At 63.6% G+C, this 16,086-nt stretch carries 14 protein-coding genes; 12 read left to right on the forward strand and 2 right to left on the reverse strand.

Translation table 11 applies throughout. The annotated features are described in order from the left end of the window. From trbE to FFS08_RS18025, 8 genes are all read left to right on the forward strand, one after another. Positions 1-2,457 carry a conjugal transfer protein TrbE gene (gene trbE / locus FFS08_RS17990; RefSeq protein WP_137863683.1) on the forward strand — a complete coding sequence of 819 codons (2,457 nt, stop codon included), beginning with the start codon at positions 1-3 and terminating at the stop codon, positions 2,455-2,457. Continuing rightward, complete coding sequence (trbJ, locus tag FFS08_RS17995; protein WP_137863682.1) at positions 2,454-3,230, forward strand: P-type conjugative transfer protein TrbJ; 777 nt, start codon at positions 2,454-2,456, stop codon at positions 3,228-3,230. The genes trbE and trbJ overlap by 4 nt, the downstream gene beginning before the upstream one ends. Positions 3,231-3,240: 10 nt before the next feature. Beyond that, positions 3,241-3,630: a putative entry exclusion protein TrbK-alt gene (trbK-alt, locus tag FFS08_RS18000; protein ID WP_099957428.1), complete on the forward strand. Its 390-nt coding sequence runs from the start codon at positions 3,241-3,243 to the stop codon at positions 3,628-3,630. A gap of 4 nt (positions 3,631-3,634) precedes the next feature. Further along, positions 3,635-4,990: a P-type conjugative transfer protein TrbL gene (trbL, locus tag FFS08_RS18005; RefSeq protein ID WP_111467807.1), complete on the forward strand. Its 1,356-nt coding sequence runs from the start codon at positions 3,635-3,637 to the stop codon at positions 4,988-4,990. Continuing rightward, on the forward strand, positions 4,990-5,673 hold the full coding sequence (gene trbF, locus FFS08_RS18010; protein WP_111467806.1) for a conjugal transfer protein TrbF: 684 nt from the start codon (positions 4,990-4,992) through the stop codon (positions 5,671-5,673). The genes trbL and trbF overlap by 1 nt, the downstream gene beginning before the upstream one ends. After that, entirely contained in the window at positions 5,670-6,719 is a 1,050-nt protein-coding gene (gene trbG / locus FFS08_RS18015; RefSeq protein ID WP_111467805.1) for a P-type conjugative transfer protein TrbG, read from the forward strand. Before trbF ends, trbG begins: the two co-directional genes overlap by 4 nt. Before the next feature lie 80 nt (positions 6,720-6,799). After that, entirely contained in the window at positions 6,800-7,936 is a 1,137-nt protein-coding gene (locus tag FFS08_RS18020) for a TraB/TrbI/VirB10 family type IV secretion system protein (protein WP_207802764.1), read from the forward strand. Between the two features lie 2 nt (positions 7,937-7,938). Beyond that, entirely contained in the window at positions 7,939-8,163 is a 225-nt protein-coding gene (locus tag FFS08_RS18025) for a DUF2274 domain-containing protein (RefSeq protein WP_137863681.1), read from the forward strand. Between the two features lie 370 nt (positions 8,164-8,533). Here the strand turns inward: FFS08_RS18025 and FFS08_RS18030 are convergent, their stop codons facing one another. Further along, positions 8,534-9,772 (reverse strand): outer membrane beta-barrel protein, encoded by a 1,239-nt coding sequence (locus FFS08_RS18030; protein ID WP_111467803.1) that lies wholly within the window; start codon positions 9,770-9,772, stop codon positions 8,534-8,536. A gap of 179 nt (positions 9,773-9,951) precedes the next feature. Next, positions 9,952-10,848: a LysR family transcriptional regulator gene (locus FFS08_RS18035; protein WP_283214636.1), complete on the reverse strand. Its 897-nt coding sequence runs from the start codon at positions 10,846-10,848 to the stop codon at positions 9,952-9,954. Between the two features lie 502 nt (positions 10,849-11,350). Between FFS08_RS18035 and kdpF the strand changes: the two genes are divergently transcribed. The 4 genes from kdpF (at position 11,351) to kdpB (ending at position 16,071) form a co-directional block, all read left to right on the forward strand. Then, on the forward strand, positions 11,351-11,446 hold the full coding sequence (gene kdpF / locus FFS08_RS18040) for a K(+)-transporting ATPase subunit F (protein ID WP_206289431.1): 96 nt from the start codon (positions 11,351-11,353) through the stop codon (positions 11,444-11,446). A gap of 130 nt (positions 11,447-11,576) precedes the next feature. Further along, positions 11,577-13,280 (forward strand): potassium-transporting ATPase subunit KdpA, encoded by a 1,704-nt coding sequence (gene kdpA / locus FFS08_RS18045; RefSeq protein ID WP_111467801.1) that lies wholly within the window; start codon positions 11,577-11,579, stop codon positions 13,278-13,280. Between the two features lie 10 nt (positions 13,281-13,290). Beyond that, complete coding sequence (gene kdpC, locus FFS08_RS18050; RefSeq protein WP_099957418.1) at positions 13,291-13,971, forward strand: potassium-transporting ATPase subunit KdpC; 681 nt, start codon at positions 13,291-13,293, stop codon at positions 13,969-13,971. Between the two features lie 15 nt (positions 13,972-13,986). Beyond that, positions 13,987-16,071: a potassium-transporting ATPase subunit KdpB gene (gene kdpB / locus FFS08_RS18055; protein WP_099957417.1), complete on the forward strand. Its 2,085-nt coding sequence runs from the start codon at positions 13,987-13,989 to the stop codon at positions 16,069-16,071. Positions 16,072-16,086 lie beyond the last annotated feature (15 nt).

The raw sequence follows: 16,086 nt of genomic DNA on the forward strand, positions 1-16,086 counted from the left end.
ATGATGAACCTTGCCGAATATCGCAATCGCAATACGCGGCTTGCCGATTTCCTGCCTTGGGTCGCCCTGGTCGGAGAAGGCGTCGTCCTCAACAAGGATGGTAGCCTGCAGCGTACTGCGCGCTTCCGCGGTCCTGACCTCGACAGCGCCGTGCCGGCCGAGCTGGTCGCAGTCGCGGGCCGGCTCAACAACGCTTTCCGACGTCTCGGCTCCGGCTGGGCCATCTTCGTCGAAGCGCAACGCCACGACGCCGCAACCTATCCCTCCAGCCTGTTCGCCGACAGCGCCTCTGCGCTGGTCGACGCCGAACGCAAGGCCGACTTCGAGGAAGCAGGCGCGCACTTCGAGTCCAGCTATTTCCTCACCTTCCTCTATCTGCCGCCGGCCGAAGACGCGGCGCGTGCCGAAGCATGGCTATACGAGGGTCGCGACCACGGCGGCGTCAACGCGCGCGAAGTGCTGCGCGGTTTCGTCGATCGTACCGATCGTATCTTGAATCTGATCGACGCCTTCATGCCGGAATGCGCGTGGCTCGATGACGCCGAAACACTCACCTATCTACATTCGACCATCTCGACGAAGCGTCATCGTGTCCGCGTCCCTGAGACGCCGATGTATCTCGACGCTCTTCTGGCCGATCAACCGCTGACCGGCGGACTCGAACCTCGCCTCGGGCAAACGCACCTGCGCATCCTCACCATCGTCGGTTTCCCGACCGCGACGACGCCCGGCATTCTCGACGAGTTGAACCGGTTGGCCTTTCCCTATCGCTGGTCGACGCGGGCCATCCTTCTCGACAAGACCGATGCGACCAAGCTGCTGACCAAGATCCGTCGGCAATGGTTCGCGAAGCGCAAGTCCATCGCCGCCATTCTCAAGGAGGTGATGACTAACGAAGCCTCGGCGCTCGTCGACACCGATGCGGCCAACAAGGCGGCCGACGCCGACATGGCGCTGCAGGAACTCGGCGCCGACTATGCCGGCCAAGCCTATGTCACCGCCACCATCACCGTATGGGACGACGATCCGCGCATCGCCGCCGAGAAGCTGCGGCTGGTCGAGAAGGTCGTTCAGGGGCGCGATTTCACCGCGATGGCGGAGACCATCAATGCCGTAGACGCCTGGCTCGGCTCCTTGCCCGGCCATGTCTACGCCAATGTCCGCCAGCCCCCCATCAGCACACTCAATCTCGCCCACATGATCCCGCTGTCAGCGGTGTGGGCGGGACCGGAACGGGACGAGCACTTCGATGCACCCCCACTGCTTTACGGCAGAACCGAAGGCTCGACCCCGTTCCGGCTTTCGATCCATGTCGGCGACGTCGGCCATACGCTGATCGTCGGCCCGACCGGCGCCGGTAAATCCGTGCTGCTGGCGCTGATGGCACTGCAATTCCGGCGCTATGCGCAATCACAGGTCTTCGCCTTCGACTTTGGCGGATCGATCCGCGCCGCCGCGCTCGCCATGCGCGGCGACTGGCACGATCTTGGCGGTGGGCTTACCGAAGGCGCTGAAGACAGCGTGTCCCTTCAGCCGCTCGCCCGGATCGACGATGTCACCGAGCGGGCCTGGGCCTCCGACTGGCTGATCGCGATCCTGGGGCGCGAGAGCGTGCCGGTTACCCCCGAGGTCAAGGAGCATCTCTGGTCGGCGCTCTCCTCGCTGGCGTCTGCGCCAGTTGCGGAGCGCACGCTGACGGGCTTGTCCGTCCTGCTCCAGTCCAACGACCTGAAGCAGGCGCTGCGACCCTATTGTGTCGGCGGCCCCTATGGTCGTCTTCTCGATGCCGAGTCCGAACATCTCGGCGAGGCAGACGTACAAGCCTTCGAGACTGAAGGACTGATCGGAACCGGCGCCGCCGCCGCCGTGCTCGCCTATCTCTTTCACCGCATCGAGGACCGCCTCGACGGACGGCCGACGCTCCTGATCGTCGATGAAGGCTGGCTTGCGCTCGACGATGAGGGATTCGCCGGCCAGCTCCGCGAATGGCTGAAGACGCTGCGCAAGAAGAACGCCAGCGTCATCTTCGCCACCCAGTCGCTCTCCGACATCGACGGCTCGGCGATTGCACCGGCGATCATCGAGAGCTGCCAGACACGCATCCTTCTGCCTAACGAGCGCGCGATCGAGCCGCAGATTACCGCCATCTATCGCCGCTTCGGTCTCAATGACCGGCAGATCGAGATCCTCGCCCGCGCGATGCCAAAGCGCGACTATTACTGCCAGTCGCGGCGCGGCAACCGCCTGTTCGAGCTCGGACTATCCGATGTCGCGCTGGCGCTGTGCGCAGCCTCATCCAAGCAGCACCAAGCGCTGATCGCCGAGGTTCACGCGCGAAGCGGCACCGACGGCTTCCTCTCCGAATGGCTGATCTCGAGCCGGCTCGCCTGGGCTGCCGATCTCATTCCCAACCTCACCAACGTCATCCCCCAAGCCCATCAGGAGGTATTCTCATGACACGCTCATTCCGTTCGCGCTCTCGCGCACTGCGTTTCGCCACGATCATCGCTGCGACACCAGTCGCTATCTCGCTCTTTATCAGCACGCCAGCGGCGGCCCAATTCGGCGGCATCGTCTACGATCCGACGAACTACGCGCAGAATGTGCTGACGGCTGCGCGGACGCTCCAGCAGGTCAACCAGCAGATCACGCAGCTTCAGAACGAAGCGACAATGCTGATCAATCAGGCCCGCAACCTTGCGAGCCTGCCATACTCGTCGCTTCAGCAGCTTCAGCAATCGGTACAGCGCACGCAGCAGCTCCTGCAACAGGCGCAGGGCATCGCCCTCAACGTCCAGCAAATCGATCGCGCGTTCCAGACCACCTACGGAAATGCATCGATGTCGGCTTCCGATCAGGCGCTTGTCGCGCAGGCGCGTGAACGCTGGCAGAACACCGTCGGCGGCTTGCAGGACGCCATGCGGGTCCAGGCCGGCGTTGTCGGCAACATCGACACCAACCGTAGCGAGATGTCCGCGCTTGTCGGGCAGAGCCAGGGCGCGGCCGGTGCGCTGCAGGCGACCCAGGCCGGCAACCAGCTTCTCGCCCTGCAGGCGCAGCAGCTTGCCGACCTCACCGCGGTCGTGGCCGCCAACGGCCGTGCGCAGAGTCTGTCCGAGGCCGAGCGTGCGGCCGCGGCCGAGCAGGGTCGTGAGCAACGCCGTCGCTTCCTGACGCCTGGCAACGGCTACCAGCCGGGCAACGCCCGCATGTTCCCGAACGGCAACTGAGACCGCGGCCATGGACGGCAAGATGCTCGCTAGGATCGGCGCGGCGGTATTCGTCGCCGTCGCGATCACCGCGACCGCGATCGAGATGACGCGGAAAGAGGAGGCGCCAGCGTCTTGGTCGTCAGGCCGCGCCGTTCAAGCGCGGGTCGATCCGCTGCGCGACGCCCTGATCCGCTGCCAGGCGCTCGGCGAAGACGGACCGCGCGATCCGGCGTGCCGCCGCGCATGGGCCGAGAACCGAAACCGCTTCCTCGCGCCCGGTGCCCGCCCGGCCGAGCGTTTGCCGGACATGCCGTCCGCGCCGCGAGAGAGCCTCACCCCTCAGCCTGATGAGCGCAACCCTCCGATGCCGCCGGCCGCCGCGCCAAGCCTCACCCCACAGCTCGACGAGGCTCGGTAACGTCATGGGCAACACCGGCGTTATCGACCATTTCCTCGAGGTCTTCACCCGCTACATCGACAGCGGTTTCGGACTGCTCAGCGGCGAGGTCGCGTTCATTGCGACCACGTTGATCGTGATCGACGTGACGCTGGCCGCGCTGTTCTGGAGCTGGGGCGCCGACGACGACATTTTGGCCAGGCTGGTCAAAAAGACGCTGTTCGTCGGTGTCTTCGCCTACATCATCGGCAACTGGAACAACCTCGCCCGCATCATCTTCGAAAGCTTCGCGGGCCTCGGCCTCAAAGCCAGTGGAACAGGCTTCACCACGGCCGATCTCTTGCGTCCGGGCAAGGTCGCACAGACGGGTCTGGACGCCGGCCGGCCGCTGCTCGATTCCATTTCCAGCTTGATGGGCTACTGGTCGTTCTTCGAGAACTTCATCCAGATCGCCTGCATGTTCCTGGCCTGGGCGCTGGTGCTTCTCGCCTTCTTCATCCTCGCCATCCAGCTCTTCGTCACGCTCATCGAGTTCAAGCTGACAACGCTCGCCGGCTTCGTGCTGATCCCGTTCGGCCTGTTCGGCAAATCGGCCTTCATGGCCGAGCGCGTGCTTGGCAACGTGATCTCGTCCGGGATCAAGGTCTTGGTGCTGGCCGTCATCATCGGCATCGGCTCGACGCTCTTCTCCGAATTCACGTCCGGTTTCGGCGGCCAGAACCCCTCGATTGATGAAGCGATGGCGATCGTGCTGGCCGCTCTGTCGCTACTCGGTCTTGGCATCTTCGGTCCCGGCATCGCCAGCGGGATCGTCTCAGGCGGTCCTCAACTCAGCGCCGGCGCCGCCGTCGGGACGGGCCTTGCCGCCGGTGGCATGGTCGCTCTCGGCGCCGGCGCCGTCGGCGCGGCCGCATCCGGCGGTGCCGCACTGGCTGGTGGCGCCGCCGCCGCCGCCCGGGGCGGCGCCGCGCTCGCGGGTGGCGCATCGACCGCATACAGCCTTGGCGCAGCCGGACAGTCCGGTGCAGCCGGCGTCGCTTCCGGGCTCGGCGGGGTCGCCCGCGCCGGCGGCAGCGCCGCCGTGTCGCCGCTGCGCCGTGCCGCGTCGCGCGCTGCCGAAAGCATGCGTTCCAGCTTCAGCGCTGGCGGCAAGGCGGCATTCGAAGCCACAGGCGGAACTTCCACCATGGGCTCGATCGGCGGTGATGCCGCCGGCGACGGAGCAGCGCCCGCGCGCGCTGGCGGCGCTCCGGCCTGGGCGCAACGCATGCGGCGCTCCCAACACATGACCCACGCCGCGCAGGCCACAGCCCATGCCGTTCGCTCAGGCGACGCACATGGCGGTGGCTCGTCCGTCAACCTGTCCGAAGGCGATCGCTGATGTTCAAACGACCCTCTACCCATTACGGCAAGGCCCCCGAGCCGGAGACGCCTTATCAGCGCGCCGCCCAAGTTTGGGACGAGCGCATCGGCGCATCACGCATCCAGGCCAAAAATTGGCGATTGATGGCGTTTGGCTCGTTGCTCCTGTCAGCCGGATTCGCCACCGCGCTCGTCGTACAGTCAGCCCGCGGGACCATCGTGCCCTGGGTGGTCCAAGTCGACCGGCTCGGCCAGGCGCAAGCGGTTTCCCCCGCTCAGGCGGACTATCGTCCGACCGATCCGCAAATCGCCTTTCACCTCGCGCGCTTCATCGAGCAGGTCCGATCGATTCCCGCGGACGCCATCATCGTCCGCCAAAACTGGCTACGAGCTTACGATTTCACGACCGACCGCGGCGCTGCAGCCCTGAACGACTACGCGCGGTCGAACGACCCGTTCGCAAAGGTAGGCCGTCAGCAGATCGCCGTCGATGTCTCCAGCGTCATTCGCGCGTCACCCGACAGCTTTCGCGTTGCCTGGGTCGAGCGCCGCTACGAAAACGGCCAACTCGCCGAGACCACGCGCTGGACCGCGATCCTGACGATCGTGGTCCAGATCCCCCGCAACGCCGATCGCCTCCGAGCGAACCCGCTCGGCATCTACGTCAACGCAATAAATTGGTCACGGGAGCTTGGGCAATGAAGCCGTCTTTCCGTAAAGCCGGAAACCCGGCTTCACACAGTCTCGCATTTCCGGCTCTCCGCAGAGCCGCAATCCCGGCGATCCTGCTGGCGACGACTGCCCTCGCTGGCTGCGCCACCACCACGCCGCCGCCCGAGATTTCCTACGACAACGCGGCTCCCGCCGTGCAGACTATCGATCCGCCTGCACCTGTCACCGTGGTCGAGCTGCCGCGCCCGCTGCCGCTGCCCGGCCAGTTGCAGCGCGTCGAGCCATCGCGGCGTCCGGCCGAGCCCGCTGATCCGACGGCGCGAGTGAACCAGGCCAACGCCGCCGCGCGCATTCAGCCGGTGCGCGATGGCTTCATCAATTCGATGCAGGTCTATCCCTTCACCCAAGGCGCACTCTATCAGGTCTATACCGCCGTCGGTCAGATCACCGATATCGCGTTGCAGCCGGGCGAGCAGCTCGTCGGCTCCGGCCCCGTCGCCGCCGGCGACACCGTGCGCTGGATCATCGGCGACACCGAGAGCGGCGCGGGTGCGACGCGGCAGATCCATATCCTGGTGAAGCCAACGCGCGCCGAACTGATGACCAACCTCGTCATCAACACCAACATGCGCACGTACCACATGGAGCTTCGGTCGACCGAGCGCACCTATATGGCATCGGTCTCCTGGCAGTACCCGCAGGACCAGCTCATTGCGCTGCGCCGGCAGAACGCCGAGGCCCAGGCGGCGCAGCCTGTGGCGAGCGGTGTCGATCTTGCCAACGTCAACTTCCGCTATGCGATCGAAGGTGATCGGGCACCCTGGCGTCCCTTGCGCGCTTTCGATGATGGTCGCCAGGTCTTCATCGAGTTTCCCCGCGGCATCGGTCAGGGCGAAATGCCGCCTCTCTTCGTCGTTGGCGCGGAAGGCGACACCTCAGAGTTGGTTAACTACCGCGTGCGCGGGCACCACATGATCGTCGACCGCCTCTTCGCCGCCGCTGAACTGCGATTTGGTTCCGGCGATCGGCAGCGGCGCGTTCGCATCACACGCACCGACGGGAGGCCGACTTCGTGAGCGAGAACCCTCTCCGGAATGAGGATGCGCCCAACGACGACGCGCAGCCGTTGACCGGCGAACCGGCCAGCGCGGCGCCGATGCGGCTGCGCGCGGATCCACCCCGCGTCACCCGGCTATCGCGCAAGGTCCTGGCTGGCGTGGGCCTCGTCGCGAGCCTCGGCCTCGGTGGCGCCTTGATCTACGCGCTTCAAACCCGCGACAGCGGCCGACCCAATGAGGAACTCTACTCGACCGAGAATCGCTCGACGGCTGACGGGCTCGCGGGCCTGCCGCGCGATTACAGCGGTGTTCCTCGGCTCGGTCCACCGCTTCCCGGCGATCTCGGCCGGCCGATGCTCAGCCCGGCGAACGGCGGACAGCCTGTTCCGGCCCCTGGCATCGCGACTCCGAATCCCGGGCTTAGTCAAGAGGAGCAGCGGCGCCTTCAGGAAATCGAAACCGCCCGGACCAGCCGGCTGTTCTCCGGGTCGGAGTCCCGCGTCGGTGCCCCCGCAACAACGCCGGCCGTCGTGCCTCCGCCGACGCCAAACCTCGCCAGCCTCGGGCTCGCGCCGCCGCCGGCAACGCCTTCGGCCCAGGATCGTCAGAACGCCTTCCTCAATGCCGCGCCCGATCGCAGGACGGTGGCGCCCGATCGAGTCGTCGCGCCGCTGTCTCCGAACGTTCTGCAAGCCGGCGCCGTCATCTCGGCTGCGCTCATCACCGGAATTCGTTCCGATCTACCTGGACAGATCACGGCGCAGGTCACCGAGAACATCTACGACAGCCCGACCGGGCGAATCCTTCTCGTGCCGCAGGGCACGCGCGTCGTGGGCCAGTACGACAACAGCGTGCAATTCGGACAGAGCCGCGTGCTCTTGGTCTGGAACCGGCTGATTTTCCCGAACGGTCGTTCGATCGTGCTAGAACGCCAACCCGGAGCTGACTCCCAAGGATTTGCCGGCCTTCAAGATGGCGTGGACTACCACTGGTGGGATCTCGCCAGGGCCGCTGGTCTGTCCACACTCCTCAACGTCGGTGCTGAACTCGCCGTCGATGATCAAGACCGGCTGCTGCGAGCCATCCGCAATGGTGGCCAGGACACGATCAACGATGCCGGTCAGCAGATCGTTCGCCGCCAGCTTAACGTCGCTCCGACGCTCACGATCCGGCCGGGCTTCCCGGTCAGGGTGATCGTGACGCGGGATCTGGTACTCGAACCATATGGAGGGTGATCATGGCGAAGCTCAAGCTTGGCGCGCTCTTGGAAGACAAGGCTGTTAAGGTGTCGCTCGAACTGCCGGCCTCGCTGCATCGCGACTTGGTGCTCTACGCGGAGGTCCTGGGGCGCGAACAGCGGCAAACCATTTCAGATCCGATCAAGCTCATAGCGCCGATGTTGCAGCGTTTCATCGCGACCGATCGCGCGTTCACAGCCGCCAGGAAGTCAGCTCCGGACTGACGGGGACGACCCCATCAGTATATTCCGTGTATGACGCGAACAGCGGTGCTAACCAAAAGCAGCCACAGCGCCTCGTCCCAATGGTTGAACCCATCACGCCTCAGGAATTTCTCACGGAGCGTGATTGCAAAGACGGCGCTACAGATCGAGTAAAGCGAGAGCACGAGCGACACCATTGGGAAATAATGCGCCCGGCCGTATAGCCCAATAATAGAGGAGACGCAGAGTTTTGTAGCGAAGCGCCGAAGCGTCAGGCGCGACTCCGCGTCTAGATGCGGCATCATGAATGCTCGCTGCCATCATCGCGCCAACTATGCGTTCGCGGGTCCCATCGATCAGCTCGCACGTGCGCGATAGCGCGGTGCGGCCTTCAAAAAAGTATGCCTGTCTCGATCAGCGCGCGCAGCTGATCGCGTCGATCGAAGTCACGACCGAAGCCAAAGCCCGCCTCGAGGTTCCCGATCCGAGTGTACGACACCTCTCCTCGCGCGAAGAATATGCCTTTCTGATAAGTCGGCGTTAAGGTCAGCGACCAGGCACTGCTTCCGGGACCATAAAGCAAGTTCGTTGGCGCACACGACGCGTCCGATCCGCATCTTCCCCCGCTAGTCTTCAGATACTCAGCCCGCGCGCCGAGCGACCACTCCTTGTCGATCGCGTATTTAACGAGCAGCGCCCCGCCGTAGGTATCGGCGGAACGATTGATGCCGAGCTGATCATCGCGGCCAACGTGGCTGTATTGGAGATACGGCGTCAGCGTGAGCGGACCGCTCGTATGGGTGTAAATGAGATTGAAAATGCTGCTATTGTTCTGCGCCAAAGGCGTCGCGAAGGAGGATTTGTCATTACGCGATAGCGCACCAGCGCCGACGAAGCTCAGCGAATTCGAGGAATCAAACGCGTAGGAAAGCGTGCCCGAGAGCCAGTTCAGCTTTCCCGAAAAGTAGCCGTCGTTAAGCGAGACCGCCGCACTGACGGCTCCCTTGGCGTAGTTCACTTGGACGCCGCGGCTGATGGCCGGCTCCTGATTCCACAGCAAGCCGCGCTCGATATTGACGTTTTGGAAGGTGAACGTCGACTCCGCGCCGACCATCGTCGGCAGTAATCCGGCAGACACGGATAGTTCGGGCGATATCACCGCTTTCGCGTACGCCACCGGAACCGGACCAAAAAGCTGTTCTGTCGCTTCGGTCGCCTTCAGGTAAGACGTACCCAGCGAAGGGATGGAGTAAATGCCCGTCTGAACATAGAACTGTAGCGGGCCCCGGGTCGTTTGAAACTGGACTTGCGCGTTGCTGATATCGACGAAGCCATCGCGGTTGCCGATCCCGCCGGCGTGCGTTGCATTGGTCTGCGCGACGCCGATGCCCGTCACTTGGCCCGACACCAGAACCTGACCGAACGGTCCTGCCTCAAGCGCGATGGCGTCAGGATTAGGGACGAGGGGGCCAGCAAAACTGGGTGCCGGAACCGGATCTGCATATGCCGCGCTCGCGCCGAAGAACGTAGCGCACGCCACTCCAAGAGCCAGGGTCGAGGGCGATGTCAACCACCGTTTGTGTCGCGGCGTCGACTTGCGAATAGCAGAGAAATCGGCAGGTCCGGGCATATTGCATCCCCATTTGATTGGGCAGATGCAGCGAAGCACTAATTTTACGCGTATAAAGGCGGCGCTTTATCTGACGCTGGGACGTAAGGATCGCATATATATTTGGGAGGGATCGGCACTGTTTGACGCCGCTTAGACCGCCTGGCGGTAATGGAACTCAGGAACGGCGGCTTCGACCATTATGCAGTAGCTGCTTGCCCGGACGTCAAGCTCAGCAGCCGACGAAAGGGCGGGTTGTCGTTCTCGGTCGACCAGACCGCCGAGAAGGGCACCGCACAACCTTCGAGCCTCCGATAGGTGATGCCGGGGAACGCCGTCTCCGCGACCGATTGGCTTGCTATCGAGATGCCCCTGCCAATCGCAACCAACTGCATCAGGGTCTGTGACGACACCCGGTCACGCTGTATCCGTGGCGAATATCCAATAGAGGAGAGGTGCCGGAAAACGAACGCTTCGATATCGCGTCCCGGCGTAGCTTCGGTCACCAGGAACTGCTTCAGCCGGATGTCACTCCACGCGATTTCGCTCTTCTTCGTGAGTGCATCACTCTCCGGCAAGACGACGAACACATCCTCGCTCCACAGCCGTTTGGTGGCGAGGCTTCCAGTGTCAAGCGGCGCGGCCATGAACGCGATATCGAGATTGCCGCGCTCCAGGTCCTCGAAGAGCTGTGTATGTGTGCCTTCCACAAACTCAAGCTGCACCGCTTCATGCTGCCGACAAAAGCGAATAAGGAGCTCCCCGAGAAACCCGGTTGCGAGCGGGGATGACAGGCCGACGCGAACCGTACCGGACCTGCCGCGACCTATCGTGCCGACATCGCCTACCGCGCGATCAATCTCGTTCAGCGCGGCTTCGGCATGCTCGACAAAAATCGAGCCAGCTTGCGTTAGCGAAACGCCCGACCTCTTGCGAAGAAATAGGCTGGAGCCCAGCCCGTCCTCCAAGTTTCTGACCTGTCGACTGATCGTCGACTCCCGCACCCCAAGGCGTGAGGATGCCTTGCGAAAGCTTCCAAACCGGGCGGCCGTCACAACGTATCGTATGTGCCTAAGTTCTAGCTCAAATGCCTTCACCGCCGGAGGGGCCGAGCTGTGCAGCGATGTTGGCGGGGATGGAAGCTACAGCGCATCTCGGCGTTACCTGTGATTGGAACGCGTCGAGTCGAACGCGATGCTATAGGAAGCTGCTTACCCCGCGTGACATAAGGATCGCGTAGAGTTTCGGGGGCGACCGCAAAGACCGCGTAAGACGCAGCCCTCATTCGCCAGTTCGAAAGCCTACTCTACTTCACTCGCATTCATCTATTCATGACCGGCCAAGAAGCGTCGCAGGCGGTAGCTGTGACATGCTTCCTTACGCCATCCTTATACACCGGCGTAAAAACTCAGCGCCGCCTTTACGTGCAACGTCTTAAAGGCGTCCCGCAGACTGACACTAAACTGGAGCTGCAGCCAAAATGCTCAGCAACTTTCTGGCCGAGAAGCCGAGATCTGCGCGTCTACTGAGCCGCGTGCGTCCGCGCTCGCGCACGCAGAGACGATCTTTCGGCGTCGTCGCGCTGTTTGGAGAATCCTCGTGACCGAAACCCTCATGATTGGTCTGGCCGGCGCCTGCGCGGTCGGCCTCTTCATCTACCTTTTCTACGCCCTCATGAAGCCTGAGCGCTTCTGAGCATCAACGATCCATTCTAACCGGCAGGTGGCAAATATGGGCGACCTCATCTTCGTAGCGGTAACGCTCGGATTCTTCGCAATCACAGCAGGGTTCATCGTGGCCCTCGATCGAATTTGAGGGGGCTCTGATGGGATACGATCTGAATCAATTCATCGTCGTTCTGGCGATCATGACGGGCCTCGTCTTTGTGACTGGCCCGTGGCTCAAGCGCATCTTCACCGCGCCTGGACACAATATTATCGAGCGCGGCACCTACCGGTTGCTGGGAGTCGATCCCGCCGAGCCGATGTCTTGGAAACGCTATGGCGCGGTGCTGCTCCTCAGCAACGCCGCCATGATGCTGCTCGGCTACCTGATTTTGCGTATCCAGCAACTTCTGCCCGGCGATTCGCTCGGTCGCTCTTCGCAGACACCCGACCTCGCGTTCAACACCGTCGCCTCGTTCATCACCAATACCAACTGGCAGGCCTATTCTGGCGAAACGAGCCTCTCGAACCTGTCGCAGATGGCGGTCATCACCTTCCTGATGACCGTCAGCGCCGCGACCGGCGTTGCCGCCGCGGGCGGCTTCATCCGGGGCCTTAGCCGCAAGAGCGCCGGCGACATCGGCAATTATTGGGTCGACTTCACGCGCGTCACCTACCGCCTGCTGCTCCCGTTCTGCTTCGTCCTTGCGCTCATCTATGTGTGGCAGGGCATGCCGCAGACGCTGACGGCCGACACGGTGGTCACGACGCTCGAAGGCGCTCGCCAGCAACTCATCATCGGGCCGGTGGCCAGTCTCGAGACCATCAAGCACATCGGCACCAACGGCGGTGGCTTCTTCGGCATGAACGCCGCGCATCCGTTTGAAAACCCGACACCGCTCACCAACACGCTGCACATCCTGAGCATGTTGTTGATCCCGTCGGCCCTGACCTACGTCTTCGGATCGATGATCGCCAACCGCAAGCAGGGTTGGTCGTTCTTCGCCGCCTTCTTCGTCATGTTCCTCGGTTTCCTAGCGCTGGTCTACGGCGCCGAGCATGCGGGCAATCCGATGCTCTCGCCGCTGGGAATTGATCAGGCGCAGACCGCAACGCTCGGCGGCGGCAACATGGAGGGTAAGGAACTTCGCTTCGGCATCGCGCAGACCAGCCTGTTCGTGACCACCACGACGGCGGCGACGACGGGATCGGTCGACTCGATGCACGCCTCGCTGACGCCGCTTGGCGGCCTCGTCCCGATCGCCCAGATGATGCTCAACAACGTGTTCGGCGGCGATGGCGTCGGCCTCATCAATCTCGTCACCTATGCAATTCTGACCGTCTTCCTGGTCGGCATGATGATCGGGCGAACGCCCGAATTCCTCGGCAAGAAGGTCGAGGCGCGCGAGATGAAGTTCGTGATGCTGGCTGTTCTGGCCCATGCCTTCAGCATCCTCGGTTTCACGGCGCTCGCATGCGTCATGCCCTCCACCGTCGACAGTCTGGCCAACATGGGGCCCCACGGTTTCAGCGAAGTGCTCTACGCCTATACCTCGGGCACCGCCAACAACGGTTCGGCCTTCGCCGGCTTCAACGCCAACACGCCCTTCTTCAACACAACCATTGGGCTCGCGATGCTGGTCGGGCGCTATCTGACCTTGCTGCCGATGCTGGCGGTCGCGGGCGTGATGGCGGCGAAGACGACGGTGCCGGCTGGCCCAGGGACGCTCTCGACCGCAACGCCGCTGTTCACAGGGCTTCTCGTGTTCGTGGTGTTGGTGGTCGGGGGTCTGACCTTCCTCCCCGCGCTCGCGCTCGGCCCGATCGTCGAGCATCTGCTGATGCTGTCTGGCACGACATTCTGAGGACATCGCCATGCACAACGATCAATCGACATCCGCCGACCTCTCTGCCACCTCCGCCTTCAAGGGCATCGCCCGGCCGGTGCTCGTTTCAGCCCTGCTATTCATGGTGGTGACAGGTCTGGCCTATCCGCTGGCGACAACCGGCGTCGCCAATCTGCTCTTCCCGAGCCAGGCTCAGGGAAGCCTGATCGAGAGAAACGGGCAGGCCATCGGGTCTCGCCAGATCGGACAATATTTCGCCCGCCCGGAATATTTCCATAGTCGGCCAAGCGCCACGTCGGGTCCCGACCCGCAGGACCCCTCCAAGACGGTCGACCAGCCGTATAACGCTGGAGCCAGCGCCGCGAGCAACCAGGGTGTCCTCAGCAAGAAGCTCCTCACCGCGGTCGAAGAGCGCGCCATCGCCTACCGTCAGGAGAACGGACTGGCGGCCAACGCCGCCGTTCCGGTCGACGCGGTGACCGCGTCCGGCTCAGGTCTCGACCCGCATATCTCGATCGCCAACGCCAACATCCAGGCGCAGCGGGTCGCTCGCGCCCGAGGGGTGGCGGTGGACCGCGTCCTGGCGCTGATCAATGAGAATGTAGATCGACCGCAGTTCGGTCTGTTCGGCGACCCACGCGTCAATGTCCTTGCACTCAATCTCGCGCTCGACGCGGCTGCCGCGCCGGCCCGTCCGGCTGCCCAATAAAACCGAGGTGGCATCATGTCCGATCTAGAGACTCCTACGGCGCAGAGCGCCGCCGTCCTCGGCGGAAACGTCAAGCAAGTGCCGTGGGCATCAGTGGCCGCGGAAGCCTTCAAGAAGCTGTCACCGCGCGTTCAGATCAAGAACCCGGTGATGTTCGTCGTGTTTCTCGGCAGCATCGTCACAACTTTGCTTTTCATTCAGGCCGTGACCGGCAAGGGCGAGGCGTCCGCTCCCTTCATCTTCGCGATCGCCGCATGGCTTTGGTTCACGGTCCTTTTCGCCAACGCTGCCGAGGCCATGGCGGAAGGGCGCGGCAAGGCGCAGGCCGATGCGCTGCGCGCCACCCGCCAGCGCGTTCTCGCTCGGATGCTCAAGGAGCCGCGACGTGACGCCGAATCCTGGCCTCAGGCGAGCGACGAATTGGGTGTGGGAGCATACGTGCTTGTCGAGGCCGGCGAGATCATCCCGGCCGACGGCGAAGTGCTGCAAGGCGCAGCTTCGGTGGATGAGTCCGCAATCACCGGCGAGTCCGCCCCCGTAATCCGCGAGGCAGGCGGCGACTTCGCATCCGTGACGGGCGGCACACGCGTGCTTTCGGACTGGATTGTTGTCGAGGTCACTGCCAAGCCGGGCGAGGCCTTCCTCGATCGCATGATCGCGATGGTCGAAGGCGCTAAGCGTGGCAAGACACCCAACGAGATCGCACTGACGATCCTATTGGTGGCACTCACGATCATCTTCCTGCTCGTCTGCGTCACCCTCCTGCCGTTCTCTAGCTTCAGCACGATCATCAACGGCTCGGGCACGGTGGTGACGATCACGGTGCTCATTGCGCTTCTCGTTTGCCTCATCCCGACGACGATCGGAGCACTGCTCTCAGCCGTGGGCATCGCCGGTATGAGCCGGATGATGAAGGCCAATGTGCTGGCCACCTCTGGCCGCGCGATCGAGGCGGCGGGTGATGTCGACGTCCTCCTCCTCGACAAGACCGGCACGATCACGCTCGGCAATCGCGAGGCGACGAAGTTTCATCCCGCGCCCGGCATCAAAGAGCCCGCGCTGGCCGACGCGGCGCAGCTCGCATCCCTTGCCGACGAGACGCCCGAAGGGCGCTCTATCGTGATCCTGGCCAAAAACGCTTTCGGCATCCGCGGCCGCGAGCTTCAGGGCGCGGAGACAATCGGTTTCACCGCGCAAACCCGAATGAGCGGCATCAACATCGACGGCCGCCAGATCCGGAAAGGTGCGGCCAGTGCGATCCGCGCCCATGTCGAGGCGATGGGCGGTGTCTTCCCCAAGGAAGTGACCACGACCGTCGAAGAAGTTTCTCGCCGCGGCAGCACACCGCTCGTCGTTAGCGACGGAACCAATGTCCTGGGCGTGATCGAGCTCAAGGACATCATCAAAGGCGGGATCAAGGAGCGCTTCGCCGAGCTTCGCGCGATGGGCATCAAGACCGTGATGATCACCGGCGACAACCAGTTGACGGCAGCGACCATCGCGGCCGAAGCCGGCGTCGACGATTACTTGGCTGAGGCGACGCCGGAGGACAAGCTCCGGCTTATTCGTCAGTACCAGGCTGAGGGACGGCTCGTCGCGATGACCGGCGACGGCACCAACGACGCGCCCGCGCTCGCCCAAGCCGATGTCGCCGTCGCGATGAACAGCGGTACGCAGGCGGCCAAGGAAGCCGGCAATATGGTCGATCTCGACAGCAACCCAACCAAGCTGCTGCGCGTCGTCGAAGTCGGCAAGCAGATGATCATGACGCGCGGCGCGCTCACGACCTTTAGCGTCGCAAACGACCTGGCCAAGTATTTCGCGATCATTCCCGCCGCCTTCGTCGCGACCTATCCGCCGCTCGCCGCGCTCAACGTGATGGGACTGCACAGCCCAGCCTCGGCGATTCTCTCTGCGGTCATCTTCAACGCGCTGATCATCGTCGTGCTAATCCCGCTCGCCCTACGCGGGGTGAAGTATCGCGCCGAACCGGCGGCGCGGCTTCTCGGTCGCAACCTGCTCATCTACGGATTAGGCGGGATTATCGTGCCATTTATAGGTATAAAGCTCATCGACCTCGTGCTCACGCCGTTCTTTTAGACGAACGGCGTGCGG

Origin of the sequence: Sphingomonas sp. 1F27F7B (assembly GCF_005503355.1) — a bacterium.
Classification (GTDB): domain Bacteria; phylum Pseudomonadota; class Alphaproteobacteria; order Sphingomonadales; family Sphingomonadaceae; genus Sphingomonas.